The 17,587-nt window shown below is 51.0% G+C and carries 15 protein-coding genes; 2 read left to right on the top strand and 13 right to left on the bottom strand.

Features of this window, described 5'->3' with window-relative positions; all coding sequences use genetic code 11:
- The first annotated feature begins 59 nt into the window (after positions 1 to 59).
- Entirely contained in the window at positions 60 to 2,027 is a 1,968-nt protein-coding gene (locus CRN95_RS06320; RefSeq protein WP_235002907.1) for a DNA internalization-related competence protein ComEC/Rec2, read from the top strand.
- 251 nt (positions 2,028 to 2,278) lie between these two features.
- Here CRN95_RS06320 and hisN read toward each other — a convergent pair whose 3' ends face one another.
- Both hisN and hisC read right to left on the bottom strand, forming a co-directional pair.
- Entirely contained in the window at positions 2,279 to 3,118 is an 840-nt protein-coding gene (gene hisN / locus CRN95_RS06315; protein WP_097020401.1) for a histidinol-phosphatase, read from the bottom strand.
- 9 nt (positions 3,119 to 3,127) lie between these two features.
- Positions 3,128 to 4,213 carry a histidinol-phosphate transaminase gene (gene hisC / locus CRN95_RS06310; RefSeq protein WP_097020400.1) on the bottom strand — a complete coding sequence of 362 codons (1,086 nt, stop codon included), beginning with the start codon at positions 4,211 to 4,213 and terminating at the stop codon, positions 3,128 to 3,130.
- Between the two features lie 66 nt (positions 4,214 to 4,279).
- Here hisC and CRN95_RS06305 point away from each other — a divergent pair, with 66 nt between their 5' ends.
- Complete coding sequence (locus CRN95_RS06305; protein WP_145993968.1) at positions 4,280 to 4,978, top strand: hypothetical protein; 699 nt, start codon at positions 4,280 to 4,282, stop codon at positions 4,976 to 4,978.
- A 143-nt stretch (positions 4,979 to 5,121) separates the two neighbouring features.
- Here CRN95_RS06305 and CRN95_RS06300 read toward each other — a convergent pair whose 3' ends face one another.
- From CRN95_RS06300 to hisF, 11 genes are all read right to left on the bottom strand, one after another.
- Positions 5,122 to 7,689: an ATP-dependent Clp protease ATP-binding subunit gene (locus tag CRN95_RS06300; protein ID WP_097020398.1), complete on the bottom strand. Its 2,568-nt coding sequence runs from the start codon at positions 7,687 to 7,689 to the stop codon at positions 5,122 to 5,124.
- A 244-nt stretch (positions 7,690 to 7,933) separates the two neighbouring features.
- Positions 7,934 to 9,628: an ABC transporter ATP-binding protein gene (locus CRN95_RS06295; RefSeq protein ID WP_097020397.1), complete on the bottom strand. Its 1,695-nt coding sequence runs from the start codon at positions 9,626 to 9,628 to the stop codon at positions 7,934 to 7,936.
- On the bottom strand, positions 9,601 to 9,870 hold the full coding sequence (locus CRN95_RS06290) for a PqqD family protein (RefSeq protein WP_097020396.1): 270 nt from the start codon (positions 9,868 to 9,870) through the stop codon (positions 9,601 to 9,603). The genes CRN95_RS06295 and CRN95_RS06290 overlap by 28 nt, the downstream gene beginning before the upstream one ends.
- Positions 9,867 to 10,346: a S26 family signal peptidase gene (locus CRN95_RS06285; protein ID WP_200816185.1), complete on the bottom strand. Its 480-nt coding sequence runs from the start codon at positions 10,344 to 10,346 to the stop codon at positions 9,867 to 9,869. The genes CRN95_RS06290 and CRN95_RS06285 overlap by 4 nt, the downstream gene beginning before the upstream one ends.
- Positions 10,343 to 11,251, bottom strand: coding sequence for a hypothetical protein (locus CRN95_RS06280; RefSeq protein ID WP_097020394.1), 909 nt, complete (start codon positions 11,249 to 11,251; stop codon positions 10,343 to 10,345). The genes CRN95_RS06285 and CRN95_RS06280 overlap by 4 nt, the downstream gene beginning before the upstream one ends.
- 48 nt (positions 11,252 to 11,299) lie before the next feature.
- Positions 11,300 to 12,379, bottom strand: a complete 1,080-nt coding sequence (locus tag CRN95_RS06275; protein ID WP_097020393.1) for a nucleotidyltransferase family protein — start codon at positions 12,377 to 12,379, stop codon at positions 11,300 to 11,302.
- A gap of 24 nt (positions 12,380 to 12,403) precedes the next feature.
- Entirely contained in the window at positions 12,404 to 12,565 is a 162-nt protein-coding gene (locus CRN95_RS14810) for a hypothetical protein (protein WP_159462284.1), read from the bottom strand.
- A gap of 17 nt (positions 12,566 to 12,582) precedes the next feature.
- Positions 12,583 to 13,452: a hypothetical protein gene (locus CRN95_RS06270; RefSeq protein ID WP_145993967.1), complete on the bottom strand. Its 870-nt coding sequence runs from the start codon at positions 13,450 to 13,452 to the stop codon at positions 12,583 to 12,585.
- A gap of 156 nt (positions 13,453 to 13,608) precedes the next feature.
- Entirely contained in the window at positions 13,609 to 14,742 is a 1,134-nt protein-coding gene (locus tag CRN95_RS06265; protein WP_097020391.1) for a nucleotidyltransferase family protein, read from the bottom strand.
- A 632-nt stretch (positions 14,743 to 15,374) separates the two neighbouring features.
- Positions 15,375 to 16,775: a TldD/PmbA family protein gene (locus CRN95_RS06260; protein WP_097020390.1), complete on the bottom strand. Its 1,401-nt coding sequence runs from the start codon at positions 16,773 to 16,775 to the stop codon at positions 15,375 to 15,377.
- A 1-nt stretch (position 16,776) separates the two neighbouring features.
- Positions 16,777 to 17,568 carry an imidazole glycerol phosphate synthase subunit HisF gene (gene hisF, locus CRN95_RS06255; protein WP_088629435.1) on the bottom strand — a complete coding sequence of 264 codons (792 nt, stop codon included), beginning with the start codon at positions 17,566 to 17,568 and terminating at the stop codon, positions 16,777 to 16,779.
- Positions 17,569 to 17,587 lie beyond the last annotated feature (19 nt).

The following is a 17,587-nucleotide window of genomic DNA, read 5'->3' as shown; positions in this document are numbered from 1 at the left end:
TCAATGTTTCAGCAAATGCCGAGGAAATAGCTCGCGAGAGTGCGCGCGGGGAGTATAAAGTGCGCCTGACCGAGAAGCGGAACTTGCCGGACCTCCCCTTGCCGGGGGATTCCATCTGTTTTGAGGCTTCATGGTACCCCGTGACGCCACCGAGCGTGCCCGGTGCTTTTGATACGCAAAACTGGCTAAAATCGCAAAATTTGGCCGCTTATGGCAAATTCAAGCATTGGAAAGCGTATCCCGGCAATTGGACGTTTGAACGGAGCTTTTTTAAGTTCCGGCAATTTATGCAGGCGAGATTTGCAAAGTTCCTCGACCCTGCCGAAACAGGACTCTTGATGGGGCTATTGGCGGGTGACCGCTCGGGCATTCCAGAAGTGCTGCGGAGTGATTTTCAGCGGTCAGGCCTTGTGCACGTGCTTGCGATTAGCGGCTTTCACGTCGTTTTGCTCGCAGGAATGCTCATGATTTTCTTGAAAGCGACAGGACTTCCGCATAAAATCGTCATCATCATCGCCGTGACGCTTCTCGCGATTTACGTTCCCGTCACGGGAGGTTCGCCAGCTGTTCGCCGTGCGGTCATGATGTTCGCCATTCCGCAAATTGGCACTTTATTCGGGAAACCCGCGAATACACTTAACAGCTTGGGTGTCGCGTTGCTCCTCATCATCTTGCCAGAGCCAAGCGTCATCTGGAATCCGGGATTCCAACTTTCTTTTGCCGCCACCGCAGGAATTATCATCGGCACACCGCACAACCCGACAAAGCTTTTGCACGACAGTTTCAAGCAAAACAAGCTTTGGCAAAAGGTTCAAGCGTTCGCCATCGACCCCACGTATGTGACGCTTTGTGCAACGCTTGCCACAGCGCCATTCCTCATTCACCATTTCAAGACGCTTTCGCCATTCGCATGGTTCGGAAACATTATCGTTGTGCCTGCCATTTCGCTCGGCATGCAGGCGGGGCTTTTCGCACAGCTCTCGCCCATCGACTTTATTTGCGGAACATTCTGTGCAGCCGCGAGATTCTTTTTGCGATTGGCCTCGCTATTGACGCGAATACTCTCGGATTCTGCAGCCGCATCGATGACCGTCGGGCCATTCTCGCCTGCGGTACTGCTCGCGCTCGGATTCTTAATTCTGCTTTTGCCGGTTTGCAACAAGAATTACATCGCCCGCAAGTATGCATTTTTATGCGTTTTAGTCGCCGCCACATTATTTGCATTTGAAAGCTACTGCGAAGTTCTGCACCCGTCGTGGACGCTCACGACCATTGATGTCGGGCAAGGCGATAGCCACCTCGTCAAAACGCCATCTGGCAGACATTTTCTCATCGATGCAGGCGACAACAGCCGCCAAGATTCCGGCAAAGACATTATCGTTCCGTTTTTGCACCACATCGGCGTAAGCGAACTTGACGCACTCATCATCACGCACCCCGACAAGGATCATTTCGGCGGTGCCAAATCTATTTTGAAAATGTTCCCCGTCAAGGAACTCTGGACAAGCGATTGTTCTATGAAAGAAAGCAAACCCGACTGGCAACAAGTCCTCAGCGAAGCCCGCAAAAGGAACGTCCCCATCCGCAACATCCATCGCGGCATTCTGTGGAAAGAAAACTACTTTGAAATGCGAACGCTCCACCCGCGAAACGACATCTGCGTCGAAGCCAACGAAGGGAGCATCACGCTTCGGCTCAAGGGGCTTGGGCATTCCGCCGTCCTCACCGGTGACCTCACCGTCAAAGGCGAAAAAGAAATTCTGAAAACAGACGCTTATCTGAAAAGCGACGTGCTAAAGCTTGGGCATCACGGCTCCAAAACATCCAGCAGCGTGCCGTTCGTGACAGCAGTTTCCCCCACGTACGCCATCATCCCGAGTGGCCGCAAGAACAGGTTCCGACACCCGCACAAGCAAGTGACCGACCGCCTCGATTCGCTCCACATTCCCTACATCAACACCGCCAAAAAAGGGACGATAACATTCACGTTCGTCCCTGATTCAGTAAGCTATACAACGATGTGGTAAAGACATCATACTGACACGCTTTGCACTTCGTCATCCCGAAACACCTCACTCACCGTCATCCTGAGCAAAGCGAAGGATCCAGTCAAATCTTGTGGTTACTTAATTTAACTAGATTCTTCAGGCTTTCAGCCTTCAGAATGACATGCAAGGTTAGAACAGCACGAACGCTTGCGTTCGTATTGGATAACCGCAGCAGTCAAGCCCCGTTAGGGGAATGACGAAGAAGCCGAGTGATGCAGAAACATGGTTGCTCAATGACGTGTAAGGCAATCCAGTGCAACGTCGTGCAACAGCCCGTTCGTCGCGATGCTCGTGAAACCCTCGTAAATCGGAGCCGTCGGCTTGCCGTTGGCATCAAAGAGCTCGGTCTTACCGTCAATGGTACTGAACTTACCGCCCGCTTCCTTCATCAAGAGCGGGAACGGAGCAATGTCCCACAGCGAAACAACCGGATCCACCATGATTTCGGCACGGCCAGCAGCCACAAGGTAATAGCCGTAACAATCACCCCAACCGCGATGCAAGCGGGCACTGCGGCGGAGTTTCGTAAAGCCTTCGCCAAAGCCCTTATCTTCCATCGTGTTTACCGTTCCCGAAAGCACTAGCGCATCACTCAACTGCGAAACTTTCGAAGCATGAACTTCGCGACCGTCCAAGAATGCACCGCCGCCATTCACCGCCCACACAGCGCTCTTCATTGCCGGTAAACGAATCACGCTCGCAATGGGGACATTCTTGTGATAAAGGCCAATCAGCGTTCCGAACAAAGGCACACCATGGATAAACGACTTGGTGCCGTCAATCGGGTCAATCACCCACTGGTATTCCGCATCTGGGCTTTCAATACCGAATTCTTCGCCAATGACGCCAAAGCCGGGAGTTTCCTTCGCCCAGAATTTGCGGGCGAGTTCTTCCGTTCCCTTGTCCGCAATCGTCACGGGAGTCTTATCCGCCTTCCATTCGACACCAACATCGTTCTGGTAAAACTTGAGGATATTCTCTTCGGCAAGTTCCGCCGTCTTGAGCGCAATCTTCAAGAGTTCCAGATTCTCGGGAGAGACACCGGCCTTTGCAATTTCGCGATTTTCCATAGCAAGCTCCTAGCCGACCCACTTCTTGACAAGCGAAACGAGGAGTTCGTTTTCTTCGGGCTTGCCGACCGTGATGCGGATGTGTTCCGGCATGCCAAAGCTCGTAAGGCCACGAACGATCATACCGTTCTGTTCCAAGAACGAAACGAGTTCCTTAGCACGTTCACCGATGTGCACGCAAATAAAGTTTGCCTGCGTCGGGAGAACCTTGAAGCCAAGCGCACTAAGTTCGCGATTCAAGTATTCAAAGCCAATAGCGTTGTTCTTGCGAGTCGTTTCAACGTGAGCCGTATCAGAAAGAGCAGCCACAGCAGCCACCTGAGCAGCCTGGTTCACGTCAAACGGCGGCTTAATTTTCCACATGGCGCGGACAACTTCAACACTTGCCATCGCATAACCCACGCGGAGCCCAGCCAAACCGTAAATTTTGCTGAAAGTGCGGTTGAGGAACAAGTTCGGGTATTCCGAAAGCAGCGGAGCCATCTTCGGATAATCTGCAGCCGTAGCAAATTCAGCGTAAGCTTCATCCAAGAACACGAGAACGCTCGACGGCACTTTATCAAGGAAGCTGCGAATTTCTGCTTCGGTGTAATAGTGACCGGTCGGGTTGTTCGGGTTGCAAATGAAAGCCACGCGAGTCTTATCATTGACTGCAGCAGCGAGCTTATCCAGCGAAGCCTTTTCGTCACCTTCGCCAACACCAATAAAATCAGCACCGTTCGAAAGCGTCGTAAACTTGTACACGGAGAACGTCGGCGTGATGCCCACGCAATTGTCACCCTGGCGGATAAAAGCCTTGCCCACCATATCGATGATTTCATCGGAACCGTTACCAATCACAATCTGGTTGGTAGAAACGCCATACATCTTTGCAATGGCATCAATGAGCTTCGGAGCATCGCCGCGCGGGTACAAGTGCAACGAATTTGCAATTTCGTGGAACGCTTCCACCGCCTTCGGGGAAGCACCTAACGGGTTTTCGTTAGACGCAAGCTTTACAACATTCTTAAGACCATAACGTTCACGAATTTCGTCGATGGACTTGCCCGGGACGTAATCGGAAAGTTTTGAAAGTTCTGGACGCGGTTCGACCACAAATACCTCCATTTTAACGCGTGTAAATTTAGCTTTTACCAAACGATTTATCTAACTTTGATGGACATGAAACACATTCTTTGCCTGCTATTTGCGATTTTAGTAACAAATGCTTTTGCAGTGGACCATTTCTGGGACATGCGCTACAACTTTGGCCCCGAAAGCCGCCCATCCCCAAAGATTGGCGTCGGTGTCGGCATCCGCTCTCCGTTCAATTCCGATGTGCTTTTCCCCATCAACTTCACGACTAGACTCAACAAAGAATTCGACGTCGGTGCAAAACTCGACATCAACACTTATGGTCAGCTCGAAGAAATCAACACCGCCTTGGACATTGGCGTCCGTTACCGCTACAAGCCAAGCTCTTTCATCGCATTTGACGGCTATCTCGACTTGAGTGAAACAAGCCAAAGCGCCTTGGCATTCACCATCGGCACGCAACAGTTTATCGCGAAGTGCTTCGCAAACTACTACGAACTCCGCGCAGGTTTCCTTGACGGTGCAACCGGCAAAGACGGCTACGTAAAGTTCTCGGCATCCATGATTCCGACAATCGTGTTCGGACAAGTTCTCCGCATGTTCCTTGAAGTCACCTCATCGGCTAGCGTGGGTAACCTCAAGGACGACTTCATGGTTGACATTATCCCGAAGATTGAACTTACCTTTGGCGGTACGCACGTCCGTATCGACTTCGACGTGGGCGTCATGCAAGAAAAGAACAATGATCGTAAGACCATTGCTCTTTACGTTATGACAGCTTTATAGCAACTTCGCCGCAGTGAGCAGCAACGTCATTCCGAGTCCGTTAGGACGAGGAATCCAGTTATTTCTAGCGAATAATTTTACTGGATCCTTCGATACGAACCTAACGGTTCTTCACTCAGGATGACGCCTCTGTCTACCACCTATTACTTCACTACAAACATTCCGTCCTTGTAGTCCACCACGGCAGGCTTTGCCGCACTCACGGTTCCCGAGAGTATAGCGTGGCTCAACGGACGTTCAATGTTGCGTTCGATGTAACGCTGAATCGGGCGTGCGCCAAATTCCGGCTGGTAAGCACCTTCCGCAATTGCATCAAGTGCCGCATCCGAAAGCGTAAGCACCAAGTCCTGACGGGCAGCGCGGTTCGCCAAATCCGCAAATTTGAGTTTCACGATTTCGCGAATTTGCTTCTTCGAGAGGCTCTGGAACACAAGCACTTCGTCCAAACGGTTCAAGAATTCCGGGCGGAAGAATGCATGCAAGTCGGCTTCGACATCCGCAAGCGCAACCTGCGGCGGTTCACCGTTCTTGGCGTTAGCCGCACTCAAGCGGAACTTCTCGGCACCCAGATTCGAGGTCATCAAAATCAAGGTGTTCTTGAAGTTCACCGTACGACCCTTGCCGTCCGTCAAACGACCGTCATCGAGCACCTGCAACAGCGTATTGAACACGTCCGGGTGCGCCTTTTCGATTTCGTCGAGCAAAATCACGCAGTACGGATGCGTACGCACAGCTTCGGTCAGCTGACCGCCTTCTTCATAGCCCACGTATCCCGGAGGAGCACCGATCAAACGGCTAACGCTATGTTTTTCCATGTATTCGCTCATGTCGATACGGACAAGTGCGTTTTCGCTATCGAAAAGTTCCACAGCCAATGCCTTTGCAAGTTCCGTCTTACCCACGCCCGTCGGACCCAAGAAGAGGAAGCTTCCAATCGGCGCATTTTCACGGGAGAGGCCGCTACGGTTACGCAAAATCGCTTCGGACACGGCTTCAACAGCTTCGTCCTGGCCAATCACGCGAGCATGCAGACGTTCGTCCAAGTGCAACAACTTTGCCTTTTCGCCTTCGCAAAGCTTTGTCACCGGAATGCCTGTCCAACGGCTCACCACAAGCGCAATCGTCTCTTCGGTCACTTCTTCGCTCAAGCCACCTTCTTCGGCACTCTTGCGGAGCGCTTCGGTCTTTTGAGCCAGTTCCTTTTCGATGTTCACGATCTTGTTGTACTTGAGTTCAGCAGCACGGTTCAAGTCGTAACGGGCTTCGGCCTGTTCCATCTCGTCCTTTGCAGCCTTCAAGGATTTCTTCAAGTCCTGTACTTCGGCAAATGCGGCACGGCGGTCCTGCCAACGTTCCTGCATCTGCTTGACGGCAGCGTCGGTCACGGCAAGGTCTTCACGGAGTTCTTTCAAGCGCTTGACGCTCGCTTCATCCGTTTCCTTCGAAAGCGCCTGCTCTTCGATCTTCATCTGGAGTTCCTTACGCTGTAAGGTATCAAGCGCTTCCGGGACCGTATCCATCTGCGTTTTCACAAGGCTTGCCGCCTCGTCGATCAAGTCAATGGCCTTATCCGGGAGGAATCGGTCACTGATGTAACGGTTCGAAAGCTTCACAGCAGCCACGAGCGCGTTATCGTGCAGACGCACGCCATGGTGCGCATCAAAGCCATCCTTAATGCCACGCAAGATGGAAATTGCTTCGTCTTCGCTCGGTTCAGAGACCTGCACCGGCTGGAATCGACGTTCCAAAGCGGAATCCTTTTCGATGTACTTGCGGTATTCCTGAGTCGTCGTTGCACCAATGCAATGGAGTTCGCCACGAGCAAGTTTCGGCTTAAGCATATTGCCCAAGTCCATCGAGCCTTCGGTCTTGCCCGCCCCCACAATGTTGTGGAGTTCGTCGATGAACATAAGCGTGTTGCCATCTTCTTCGATAGCATCAATCACAGATTTGAGACGTTCTTCAAAGTCGCCACGGTACTTGGCGCCCGCCATCAAGGCAGACAAATCAAGTGCAAAGACCTTCTTGCCCTTCAACGCATCCGGCACGTCGCCGCGGTAAATACGTTCGGCAAGGCCTTCAACAATAGCCGTCTTACCCACGCCCGGTTCACCGACCAAGCACGGATTGTTCTTTGTCTTACGGCTCAAAATCAAAATCACACGGCGGATTTCTTCTTCACGGCCAATCACCGGCGAGAGCTTTCCATCAGCCGCCATTTCCACGAGTTCACGGCCATAAAGTTTCAGCGGAGACTGTTCTTCGGCATTTGCGGCACCCGCAAACGGATCTGAAAGCCAAGTTTCCACCACTTCGGTCGAGCCAAGAGCATCTTCAAAGACCTTCGCCAGTCCACGGTCGCCCGAGAACTTCATCAAAGCCACGAGCAAATCGCCCGGCGTTACCATACGGCTGACCTGACGAGCCGCCTGCACAGCGGCACGCAAAATACGGTTCAAGTCGCTATCCGGTTCCACATCCGGGTTTACGCCTTCCATGCGCGGGATTTTCTGGACAAACGGTTCCAAACGGCCTCGGAGTTCCGAGGTCTTCACCCCTTTAGATTTATAGAGTTTCTTCAGGGTTGCATCAGGGCCTTCAACAAGACCAACGGCCAAATGAGCCGCACCCAAATAGGAGTGCGAACAGCGGTCGCGCAAGCTCTGCGCCTTGGCCAAGACCTTTTCTGCATCGTTAGTAAAATCTGACATAATAGACCTTCTTTCTTTTTTTACGCCTTACCCTATGCAAATGGCGTGCCAAAACGCCCCTAGCTCCCTAAAATCGCGATTTTCAGCGAAAAAACGGCTTTTTCAGCCGTTCCAAAAACCATCCCTATTCAAAAAATAACACGCCAGCGTTTCAAAAGCAACGATTCAGAGGATTTTTTTGAAACAACCCTTTCTGTCATTCCCGCGAAAGCGGGAACCTCCTTACACACTTATCACAGCAGACTTATAACCTTACGGTTTCGTCACACATTTCGCAAACGGCGGTCCTGTGCGTCACAAAAAGCATAGTCTTTTCCGGGAAGGCCTCGAACAGCCGACGGTAAAGCTCCGCCTCGGTCGCCTCGTCCAGCGACGAGCTGATTTCATCAAAAAGCAAAATGCTGCCCGGGCGCAAAAGCCCACGAGCAATCGCAATACGCTGAGCCTGGCCTTCGCTAAGTCCATGCCCGCGTTCGCCGATTTCGCAGTCCAGCCCGTTCGGCAAATCATTCACAAATTCAGCGCAGGCAATATGCAAGACACGCTTCATCTCGTCATCGGTCGCAGCCGGTTTTGCAAGTTGCAGATTATAGCGCACGGAGCCGTTCATCAGCGTATTGCCCTGAGGCACGTACACAAAATTCGAACGGGTCGCCTCCGAAACAGCCACATTCTCGCGTTCCGTATAAAGTTCAATCCTACCAAAATCGGGCTTGATAAACCCAAGCAAAAGCCTAAACAACGTCGTCTTGCCCTTGCCCGTCTCGCCCATGATAGCGTTTTTGCTCCCCGGCTTAAAATCGTGCGAGAACCCGCATACCACTTCGCGGTCCCCACCCTTATACCCAAAACTTACGTTGTCCAAGCGCAACCCGAGCCGCGCGCGCATTTCAGGGCACATTCCCGACAGCGATTCCGCGCGCACTCCCAAATGCTCTTCCGCGCGCGATTCCCCCGGAGTCTCGTCAGCGCCTTTTTCCAGTTCATCCAAGCGGTCAATGCTAGCCGTCGAATGCACCAGCTGCGGCACCATCCCAAGCAACGTCAAAATCGGGTGCTGGATTTGCCCGACCAGCTGCAAAAAAGACGTCATCACGCCAAACGTAATCGTCCCATTGCGCAACCCAAGGCCGCCCCAAATAAAGGCAAGCAAGTACCCAAGCCCAAACGCAGAGCCAATCGCAAACCGAGCCACCGCCGTAAAACGCGTCCGGCGCAGGACATCGCCTTCAAGCTTATTTTGTTTTAAACCAAGGCGTTCCAGCACCCAGTTTTCGCTTTCGAGCGAGCGCAACACGGCGTTGTATTCCACGCCCTCCTGCACCTGCATCTGGATGCGGCTTTCGCCTTCGCGAATTTCAAGCGTCATATTACGCAAGCGCCGAGAAATCAGCTTCCCTACCACGACCAGCACAGGGGTCAGCAGCAACAGCGCCCACGCCAACCGCGCATCGAACCAGCGCATCAGCAAAAACGCGCCCACAAGCTGGATTCCGGTCACCGCCATCTGCGGAATCGTATCGATAATAGAAGTCGATACCGTTTCGATATCCTTCGAAAGCCTCGAAGACACATCGCCCGAATGCAGTTCATGGCCATCAAAAAGCTTACGCCTGAACAGCGTACCAAAATAGAACAGCCTAAGCGCATTCGTCTTTTTGACCGTCGCAGCGGCCGTCATGTAGTAATACAGAAGCCTAAGGACAATCGTCCCCACAACCGTAAGCACCAAGAACAAAATCATCTGCAAAATGTCGTCTTGCGTCCCGGTGCGAATCGTCTCGTCGATAAACCGCTTGCTGAGCCATATCATCAAAAGGCCACACGCTACGCGCGCGGTCCCCGCCAAAATGCGGATGACGATATTTACGCGAACATCTTTTGTTCCGCGCCACAGCCAAGCGACATACTTCATTCGAGCACGTTCACCTTTTGCCATTCACCGACAATCGCAGCGACATCGACCCTGGCCTGTTCTTCGCTCACGTCATATTCGTTGCAAAGCACCTGAGCAAGCGATTCCACAGTAAAATCACCTTGCTGTTCGGCCTGTTTCCAAAGCCATGCAGCCGTTTCGTTCAAACACAAAAGGCGGCCAAAATCCAAGGCACCAATGCCCTCGCCCATGATAACCTGTTCACCGCACACATCGCGCAATACAAAACCGTTCTTAATTTTCATTTTTTCACCTTTCTATAAATCCAAAGTAAATAATTTCTCACTGGCAAAAGAATATACCATATTTTAGATGCAATCCGAGAACGCCACGCGCTCTGCAAGCATTTTTTTCCGTTCGGCTTGACCACGCAAACCACCTTGGCATAGACCTCAGACCGCTTGCAGTATTCCCGCTGCACCAGGTTTCCATCACCCATGAGGACCACATCATCACCCGAGAGTGCAACGATTCTATGGATAACATAATGTTTTTCAGCATTTTCCAAATGCGCGACATTATCCGGGATTGCATGCGCCAGCACCACATCGCCTACGCGCAGGTCCACAGGCTTTTCCAGAATCACGCTATCGCGGCCGCCCACGATAAACGGCAACATGCTACGACCGTTCACCGGGAACGTAACGCTCACGCCCTCGCCCACTAGGCGAATCGCCTCGGCCATGATGAGCGCATCACTTTTTTTCGCGGAATCCATCATTGAATCTCACGAGCAATCGTCTGGCAGCAAAGCTTTGCAGCCTCTTCATCCGGCAAGCATTCCAAATGCCATATCGGTACATTCGAGGCAAGCCCGTTTTGCGTGAGGTGCAAACCATCGGCAATTTTCTTGTCCCAGCGCATTCCCGAAATTCCCGGCATAATCGCCGCATACGCAGACACACCTTTCAACGGGGAAATCTTGTTGAACGGAGCCTGCGACAAAAGCACAAAACCGCCCAGTTCAAATTTGACATTCTTGTAGCAAGGCGTTTTACCGCTCCACGGCGAGCCATAAGCTATCGCAACCTTTTTGCCGTCTTTTTCGAACAAACGCACTACAGGGTTATCGTCATTGAACAGCTCCGTACCCTCAATGTACTTGAGCCAAAGCCTTGCATGCGTACTTTTGCCCGTACCGCTCTTGCCCAAGAACAAATAGCCACGCCCCTTGTAGCACACGCACGCCGCATGGAACAACGCAGTGTCAAGCCCCGCAGTCGCAAGAGCATACAAGACCATAATCGCATTGTTCAGCGCAAACTGGCGCATTCCGGTAATCGCCGCACCATCGCATTTCTCGCCTAAAAACAGTACCGCGTGCTTAAAATCCTTTTCACAAACAAGCACGCCCGTCGACTTATCCAAAAGCCAAAAGTCAAATACCGGCAAGCCTTCTGCCGTACGCCCACATACAATGGACTGGCCCTCATCTTCTTGGCGGGTTTCCTCGGTAAACGCTGGCGCAGAAGCCTCTTGCACAGCAAGCGAAAACACAGGCTTTTCACAGCTCGCATCGCAAAAATCCACCTCAAAAGGCGCATAATTGCTCATTTGCGAGAGCAATTCATCGCAAGCCTCGACACAAAAAACATGGTCAGCAACTTTAAAAAATTTCTTATTCATTAGTAATCTTCACAGCTTAACCGAATCGTTTCCGAGCTATCAAGAAAACTAAAGAGCAATTTTCCGACGCCGGATACGCTCGGGAATAAGCGAAATGGTATTGATCCAATATTTAGATTCTTTGTAAATATAATATTGAGGAGCTATGGGCAATATGCGCAAGTTATTAAAACGGTCGCTGATCCAGCGTTTGAACACATTGCGTTTGTATGTTTTTTTAGCTCCAAAGTCGCCTTCGGCAAATGTCGCGCGGTACAGGATTCGGCTAAAGAATTTGCTGGGCTTGCAAAGCATTTTATCCTGTGGCAACTTGAAAACACGCCCCAAGACACCCATAATAGCAGCACAACCCTGCCGCATACCGATTTTTTTGGCAAATTCCCATGTGTATTGACGGTCCGCCTCGGTCGAGTGCGTCAGCAGCATATAGTAATCCATGTACTGCCTAAGGCTTACTCCAGAAAGCAAGGCGTGTTTGTACAAATGAACGAGCTGCATCAGTAGCGCAAAACGGATACTTGGGCTGTAAAAGCCTTCGGGCGTAAGCGTCAGGTTCTCAAGCTCTGGTTCGAGGACTTTCAGGATTTCGTCGTAGGTTTTGTTCAAGCGGACGGCATATGTTGCAGACGTGGGCTTGTGATGGACTTCTACAAGCACGCCTTTTTCGTCTACAAATTCAATGTCGTGATAATTTGGAGTTACATGTTCAAGGTTTTGAATCCCTAGACTGTGCAATAACTCTAGGACCTTGTCGAAACCGCCAGGAACATAGATGTCGATATCGCCGGGCTGCCTTGAAAGCGGATCTGGGTACAGGCGCGCGTTGGCTTGGCCTTTCAAGATGGCGCTGCGGAACCCACGTTCAGCAAACAGCTGCGTGTAACGGGCCGATTCCTGATAGAAAAGGCGGTTCTTGCCGCGGATAGCTTCGGCATCTCTTGCCCAAAGCAACATTAACAAACGTGGCGGTTGAGATTCCTTGGGTAAACGCGCTATGGCGTTATAAGCGACCCCTAACAGTGTTTGGCGATGCGCCATTGTATAGAGCGATTGCCATTCCTTGTCGGTCGGTATATACGGAAAAACCTGCGAGAGCCCGAGAGCGACTCGCAGGAGTTCACAGAACATTCCGTTGACTGTTTGATTCAAGGCTTAAGCCTTGTTATTGTCGATTTCGTCGAGATTCAGACCCAGGAGTCCATTACTAATTGTCGGAGCATCAATAGTCTGACCACCGCAAGAACCTGCCAAAAGGTTTGTTTTGCATTCAAAATCGATGGTGTTCATCTTAGGAGTTTCGTATTGCTTTTTCATGATAAATCTCCTTTGGATTAGTGCTTAATGACTTTCTTGTTGACATACATGATCTTGTTCTGAGGCTTGCCGTTAAGCTTGCGGCCCTTGAGATCGTAATAGCGGTCCTGCATCTGGATTTCACCGGTTCTGGTGTTCATCGTACCGATGGACAACGTTTCGCCACTCTTGTCCAGCAAGCGAACTTTGATGACGTCAGGAAGATTATCATAAACGTTATCTGTAGAGGACTTACCAAAACCTTTATTTGTACAAGTCAAGTATGCACGCAACGGAGGAAGAGTCACATTCTCACCAACTTTTACAAACTGACCGGCACCATAATTTTCACCTGCCGCTGCAGCATATCCATAAATATTAGCAGGTGCTGTTGCCCAATATTTTTTTGCATAAGAGCCAGTGAAATCCCAGCAAGAACGTTCCAATGTGGTAGAATATTCGTTTTTTTCTGGAGCCACTATGTTATAGGTGCCAGAGGACTTTGTAAATGTAAAGGATTCAGGCGAACCTGTAACATGTACAAGGTAGGGCGTATTGGCACTAATCGTACCCGATTCTACTCGTGAAAAGTCCAATGTTTTGTCATCCATTACATAGCCAGTCGGGACATAAACATCTGTAATTTCATCGCTTTCACTAATATTGACTTCTGCCGGAAGCATAAGAGTTGAGTACTCTGCAGATGCCGCGCCACGGGCCACAATAATTTTGTTTATCCCTGAGAACTCACCTCCTGAAATCGAGACTGCATCATTAGTGTTCGATTGCAACGTCAACGTGCTTTCGCTGGTGCTCCAGCCAGTACCGGATGCAGCCCAGGCTGCGGTTGAACCCATCAGAGCGACTGTTGCCATAGCGGCAAAACGTGTCAGATGTATTTTTTTCATTGTTTTTCATCCTTCTTTTGAAATTCTAGCAAGAAAAATAGTTTAAAATATTCTTACTTGCAATATAAAACACGTATTTACGTACTCTTTTTGTAAGTTTTTTTTCTTTACCCCTCGCAAAACGGAACAAAAAGTTCCAGTCGTATTTTAAAAAGCCTAATGGAAAACATCCCACAGCGAGAGACGCCGCATCTTGATGCGGACCGGAACAGACCGGAAAAAAGACCTCAGGTAGTCAAAAAAGATCCAGGCGACTTCGGACGGCGCAAACCAGAACAAACTAAAATCACGCGATTTGCGCTTTAGCCACCGTACCAAAAAGTGGACTTGCACTTCGCGCCGCTCCAATTTGCGGTACTTGCCAAAATTCGCCCCATTGAAAATTTCGTCGAGCATCCTTTCGCCACGCTTTCGGTCTGGCGCACAAATCATTTCCGATTCACCCAGCCCCCAGACGCGCTCCAAGACCCACATCAAGGCGCCCGCAGACCGCAACAGCCCTAAAGAAGACAGCAGCGCATTCACATCACGCCGGTCTTGCACGGAGGAATGCTTCAGGAGTATATAGTAATCGAGAATCTGCTTAAACCCGATGCCGTTTTTCAAAAAATGCTTTTGAATATGCGCAAGCTGCATCGTAAGCGCAAATTTCATCGACGGCACGTAAAAACCTTCGGGCACCAGCTCTACATCCTGGATTTCACGGTCCAAAAAGCGGAGGAGGCGGCTCGTCGAGAACGGATTAAAGTTACCGGAACAAGGCTTGTAGTGGATTTCGACGGTGACACTACGATTCTTGCAATTCAAATGGATATGGTGTTCCGAAAGCAGGTCTTTGGGGTTAATCGCAAAGCCCATCTTGGGCAACAGCTCCAGAATCTTTTTGCGGCCGCCCTCGACCCACAAGTCGATATCGCCGGCATGGCGCATCGCAGGTTCGGGGTAAAGCCTTGCATTGGCAGGGCCTTTAAGCACGGCCATTTTACACCCCTGTGCCGTAAAAAGCCCCGTAAGACGAGCTGTTTCGGCATTCAAATGCTGGTTATGCCCTTTAACCGTCTCCGCTTCGCTCGCCCACTGAAACGCAATATCCAGCGGGGGCTGCTGTTCCTTGGGCAAACGGCAAATCGCATGGTAGACAACGGCAACAATCTGCTGCTTCAGGCACACAGAATGCAATTCAAGCCACTGTTCCGCATCAAGCGTATGCGTCAAGCAGTGAGTAGCGTCGTTTGCACCAACGGCAATCCGCAAAAGCTCGTACAAAGCCTCTTTTTCAAATGAATTCATTGCCTCAAATTAGAAAATATATGGCAAAATCATCGTTTTTTACCCAAAAATCGCCGAAAAATCAGTGTTGTAGGCCGTTGTAAGTGTTGTAAACCTTTACATCGGAAATGTTCCAAAAAACACCACTAATACTCCAATTTAAACTATTTTATGGATACAAAACCAAACATCCCATACACCAAAACAACGGCACCTCTCACGAGATGCCGTTGTTTCTTTTTTACATGCTTTTCTTGTTTTATTCGAAATGGTTTTGTACTTTACTTGTATTGACAACCCATAATACTCCAAAGCCCTCTTGCGAGGGCTTTTCCATTATGCACTCTGTCATTCCGTAGCATCTCCGTCATTCCGAACGAAGTGAGGAATCCAGTTAAAGTTATAATCTCGTCGTTCTGAGCGCAGCGAAGAACCCAGTTAAATCTTGTTCTACAAACTAGATATAACTGGATCCTTCACGCTTCGCGTTCAGGATGACGAGCAGTTTTGCCGTTCAGGATGACGATGCTTCACCGTCATTCCGAACGAAGTGAGGACAACTCAGAAGGCGAGTGTTGCAAAAATGAGCTGGCTCATTTTTATAACCGAGCCAAAGAGTTGGGGGCTTTAGCCCAACCCAGTCAAGTCTTGTATTATCGTCCACCGACGAGAATTTGGTCCACCTTAATGGAGGGCTGGCCGACGGTCACCGGCACGTGTCCCGAAGAGGCTCCACAAACGCCTGCAGCCTGTTCAAAGTCCGTACCGACCATGCTAATGCGCGGCATGATTTCGTGGCCTTTACCGATAAGCGTTGCACCGCGAACCGGCTCGCAAATCTTGCCATTACGAATGACGTAACCTTCATCGACGGCAAAGTTGAATTCACCCGTTGCCGGGTTCACAGAACCGCCAGCCATGCGGGCTGCATAGAGACCATTATCCACACTTGCAATCATGGAATCGAGCGTATCCTTGCCCGGAGCGATAAACGTATTGCGCATACGGCTTACAGGTGCGTACTTGTAGCTTTCACGGCGAGCACTTCCGGTGCGTTCCACACCCACTTCCATAGCACCCACACGGTCGCTCATGTACGTTTTCAAGATGCCGTTTTCGATAAGCGTCGTGCGCTGCGTCGGCGTTCCTTCGTCATCGTACTTGAGGCTACCCCACACGCCGTCCATCGTACCATCGTCAATGGCCGTAAGGCAGGGCTGGCCAATCGCTTCACCAAGCTTTCCGCAGAACGGGCTTGCATTGCGACGGATAGATTCTGTCTCCAGCGGATGGCCGCATGCTTCGTGGAAAATCACGCCGCCAAAGCCATTGCCCATCACGACCGGCATCTGGCCACCAGTGATGTAACCGGCATCGAGCATGCGCAGCACGCGCTCGCCACATTCCGTTGCCAAAGCTTCTGGAGAATAGTTTGCTAAAAGTTCATAACCGCCAAGAGCACCCGGAGCTTCGTGCGTCGTCAAGCGTTCCGTGCCGTCCGTTGCCGTCACGTTCACGTTTACACGCAAGCGGCCACGAGTCATTTCCAGATGCAAGCCTTCGCTATTCAAAAGAGAAATCGAAGTGCAGCTGTCGGTTACGCTGGCGCCCACCTGAGCAATCTTCGGCGAGAGCGCACGGGCCGCCTTATCCGCACGGAACAAGAAGTCCTGCTTCATGGCCTGGCCGAGCACGCGCGGATCCTGATAAGCGCCAAAATTATAATCGCAAATGCGCTTTTCAGGAGCAAATTCAAAAGGCCTTGCAGCCGAGCCTTCCGCCCCCGCTGCTGCGGCGATGCGCCCGAACGCAAGCGTCTTCACAAGCTTCACGAGAGCTTCTTCGCTGTCGTCGCTCGTGAATCCGTACAGGACTTCCGTCCCGTACAAAAGGCGAACGCCGATACCGTACTCGGTACCCGCGGTCGCGGTTTCAATTTGGCGGTCCTTCAAGCCGAGGCTTGAACTGCGGGTCTCTTCCTCAAAAATTTCAACAAAGTCAGCCCCTGCACTCTTGCCGGCTTCAAAAATCTTGACGGCAACTTCCGGATTCATCTTACACCTCGCCGTTCATCTTCTTGCGCACCGGGATTCCGGCAGCAAGCATTTCGCCCTTGATACCAGGGACCGTATAATCGCCAAAATGCACCATCGACGCGACCAGTGCCGCATCGGCACTCGTCTTGCGGAACAAGTCTACGATGTGCGCCGGAGTTCCAGCACCGCCACTTGCAATCACAGGCACCTGAACCGCCTTTGCAATCATGTCGGTAATCGTGAGTTCGTAACCGTTCTTAACGCCATCAGTGTCAATGGAGTTCAAGCAGATTTCGCCAACGCCGAGCTCCTCGGCGCGCTTTGCCCACTGCAAAGCGTCGATGCCCATCGCCTGGCGACCACCGCGAATAAACACTTCGTAACCGCTCGGAATCTTGTCCGAAACGCCCACGAACTTCGCATCCATGCCAAGCACGATGCACTGGCGTCCAAACGCCTTTGCGCCTTCGGCAATGATTTCCGGATGGAGCACAGCAAGGCTGTTCACGCTCACCTTTTCGGCCCCTGCGAGGAGCGCTTCGTGCATGTCGTCCAAGTTGCGGATACCGCCACCCACTGCAAACGGGATAAACACGCGCTTTGCAATCTGGCGAATCATTTCCATGTCACACGGGCGGTTTTCGGCGCTCGCCGTGATATCGTAAAAAACGAGTTCATCGACACCGTCATCGCTATAACGCGCACCCATTTCAACCGGATCGCCAATGTCGATATTACCTTTAAACTTTACACCCTTCGTGACCTTGCGGTTACGGACATCCAAGCAGACAATTAAACGTTTCGTGAGCATATTCCAAATGTAGAAAACT

Origin of the sequence: Fibrobacter sp. UWB16 (assembly GCF_900215325.1) — a bacterium.
Taxonomy (GTDB): Bacteria; Fibrobacterota; Fibrobacteria; order Fibrobacterales; family Fibrobacteraceae; genus Fibrobacter.
Note: the sequence above shows the minus strand (reverse complement) of the source record. Positions and strands in the feature narration are given on the sequence as shown.

Excerpts from the sequence above, each read along its gene's own strand:
- hisN (WP_097020401.1), bottom strand. The coding sequence starts at position 3,118 with ATGGAAAATCGCGAAATTGCAAAGGCCGGTGTCTCTCCCGAGAATCTG.
- CRN95_RS06305 (WP_145993968.1), top strand. The coding sequence starts at position 4,280 with ATGAAACACATTCTTTGCCTGCTATTTGCGATTTTAGTAACAAATGCT.
- CRN95_RS06300 (WP_097020398.1), bottom strand. The coding sequence starts at position 7,689 with ATGTCAGATTTTACTAACGATGCAGAAAAGGTCTTGGCCAAGGCGCAG.
- CRN95_RS06295 (WP_097020397.1), bottom strand. The coding sequence starts at position 9,628 with ATGGCAAAAGGTGAACGTGCTCGAATGAAGTATGTCGCTTGGCTGTGG.
- CRN95_RS06290 (WP_097020396.1), bottom strand. The coding sequence starts at position 9,870 with ATGAAAATTAAGAACGGTTTTGTATTGCGCGATGTGTGCGGTGAACAG.
- CRN95_RS06285 (WP_200816185.1), bottom strand. The coding sequence starts at position 10,346 with ATGATGGATTCCGCGAAAAAAAGTGATGCGCTCATCATGGCCGAGGCG.
- CRN95_RS06280 (WP_097020394.1), bottom strand. The coding sequence starts at position 11,251 with ATGAATAAGAAATTTTTTAAAGTTGCTGACCATGTTTTTTGTGTCGAG.
- CRN95_RS06275 (WP_097020393.1), bottom strand. The coding sequence starts at position 12,379 with ATGTTCTGTGAACTCCTGCGAGTCGCTCTCGGGCTCTCGCAGGTTTTT.
- CRN95_RS14810 (WP_159462284.1), bottom strand. The coding sequence starts at position 12,565 with ATGAAAAAGCAATACGAAACTCCTAAGATGAACACCATCGATTTTGAA.
- CRN95_RS06270 (WP_145993967.1), bottom strand. The coding sequence starts at position 13,452 with ATGAAAAAAATACATCTGACACGTTTTGCCGCTATGGCAACAGTCGCT.
- CRN95_RS06265 (WP_097020391.1), bottom strand. The coding sequence starts at position 14,742 with ATGAATTCATTTGAAAAAGAGGCTTTGTACGAGCTTTTGCGGATTGCC.
- CRN95_RS06260 (WP_097020390.1), bottom strand. The coding sequence starts at position 16,775 with ATGAATCCGGAAGTTGCCGTCAAGATTTTTGAAGCCGGCAAGAGTGCA.
- hisF (WP_088629435.1), bottom strand. The coding sequence starts at position 17,568 with ATGCTCACGAAACGTTTAATTGTCTGCTTGGATGTCCGTAACCGCAAG.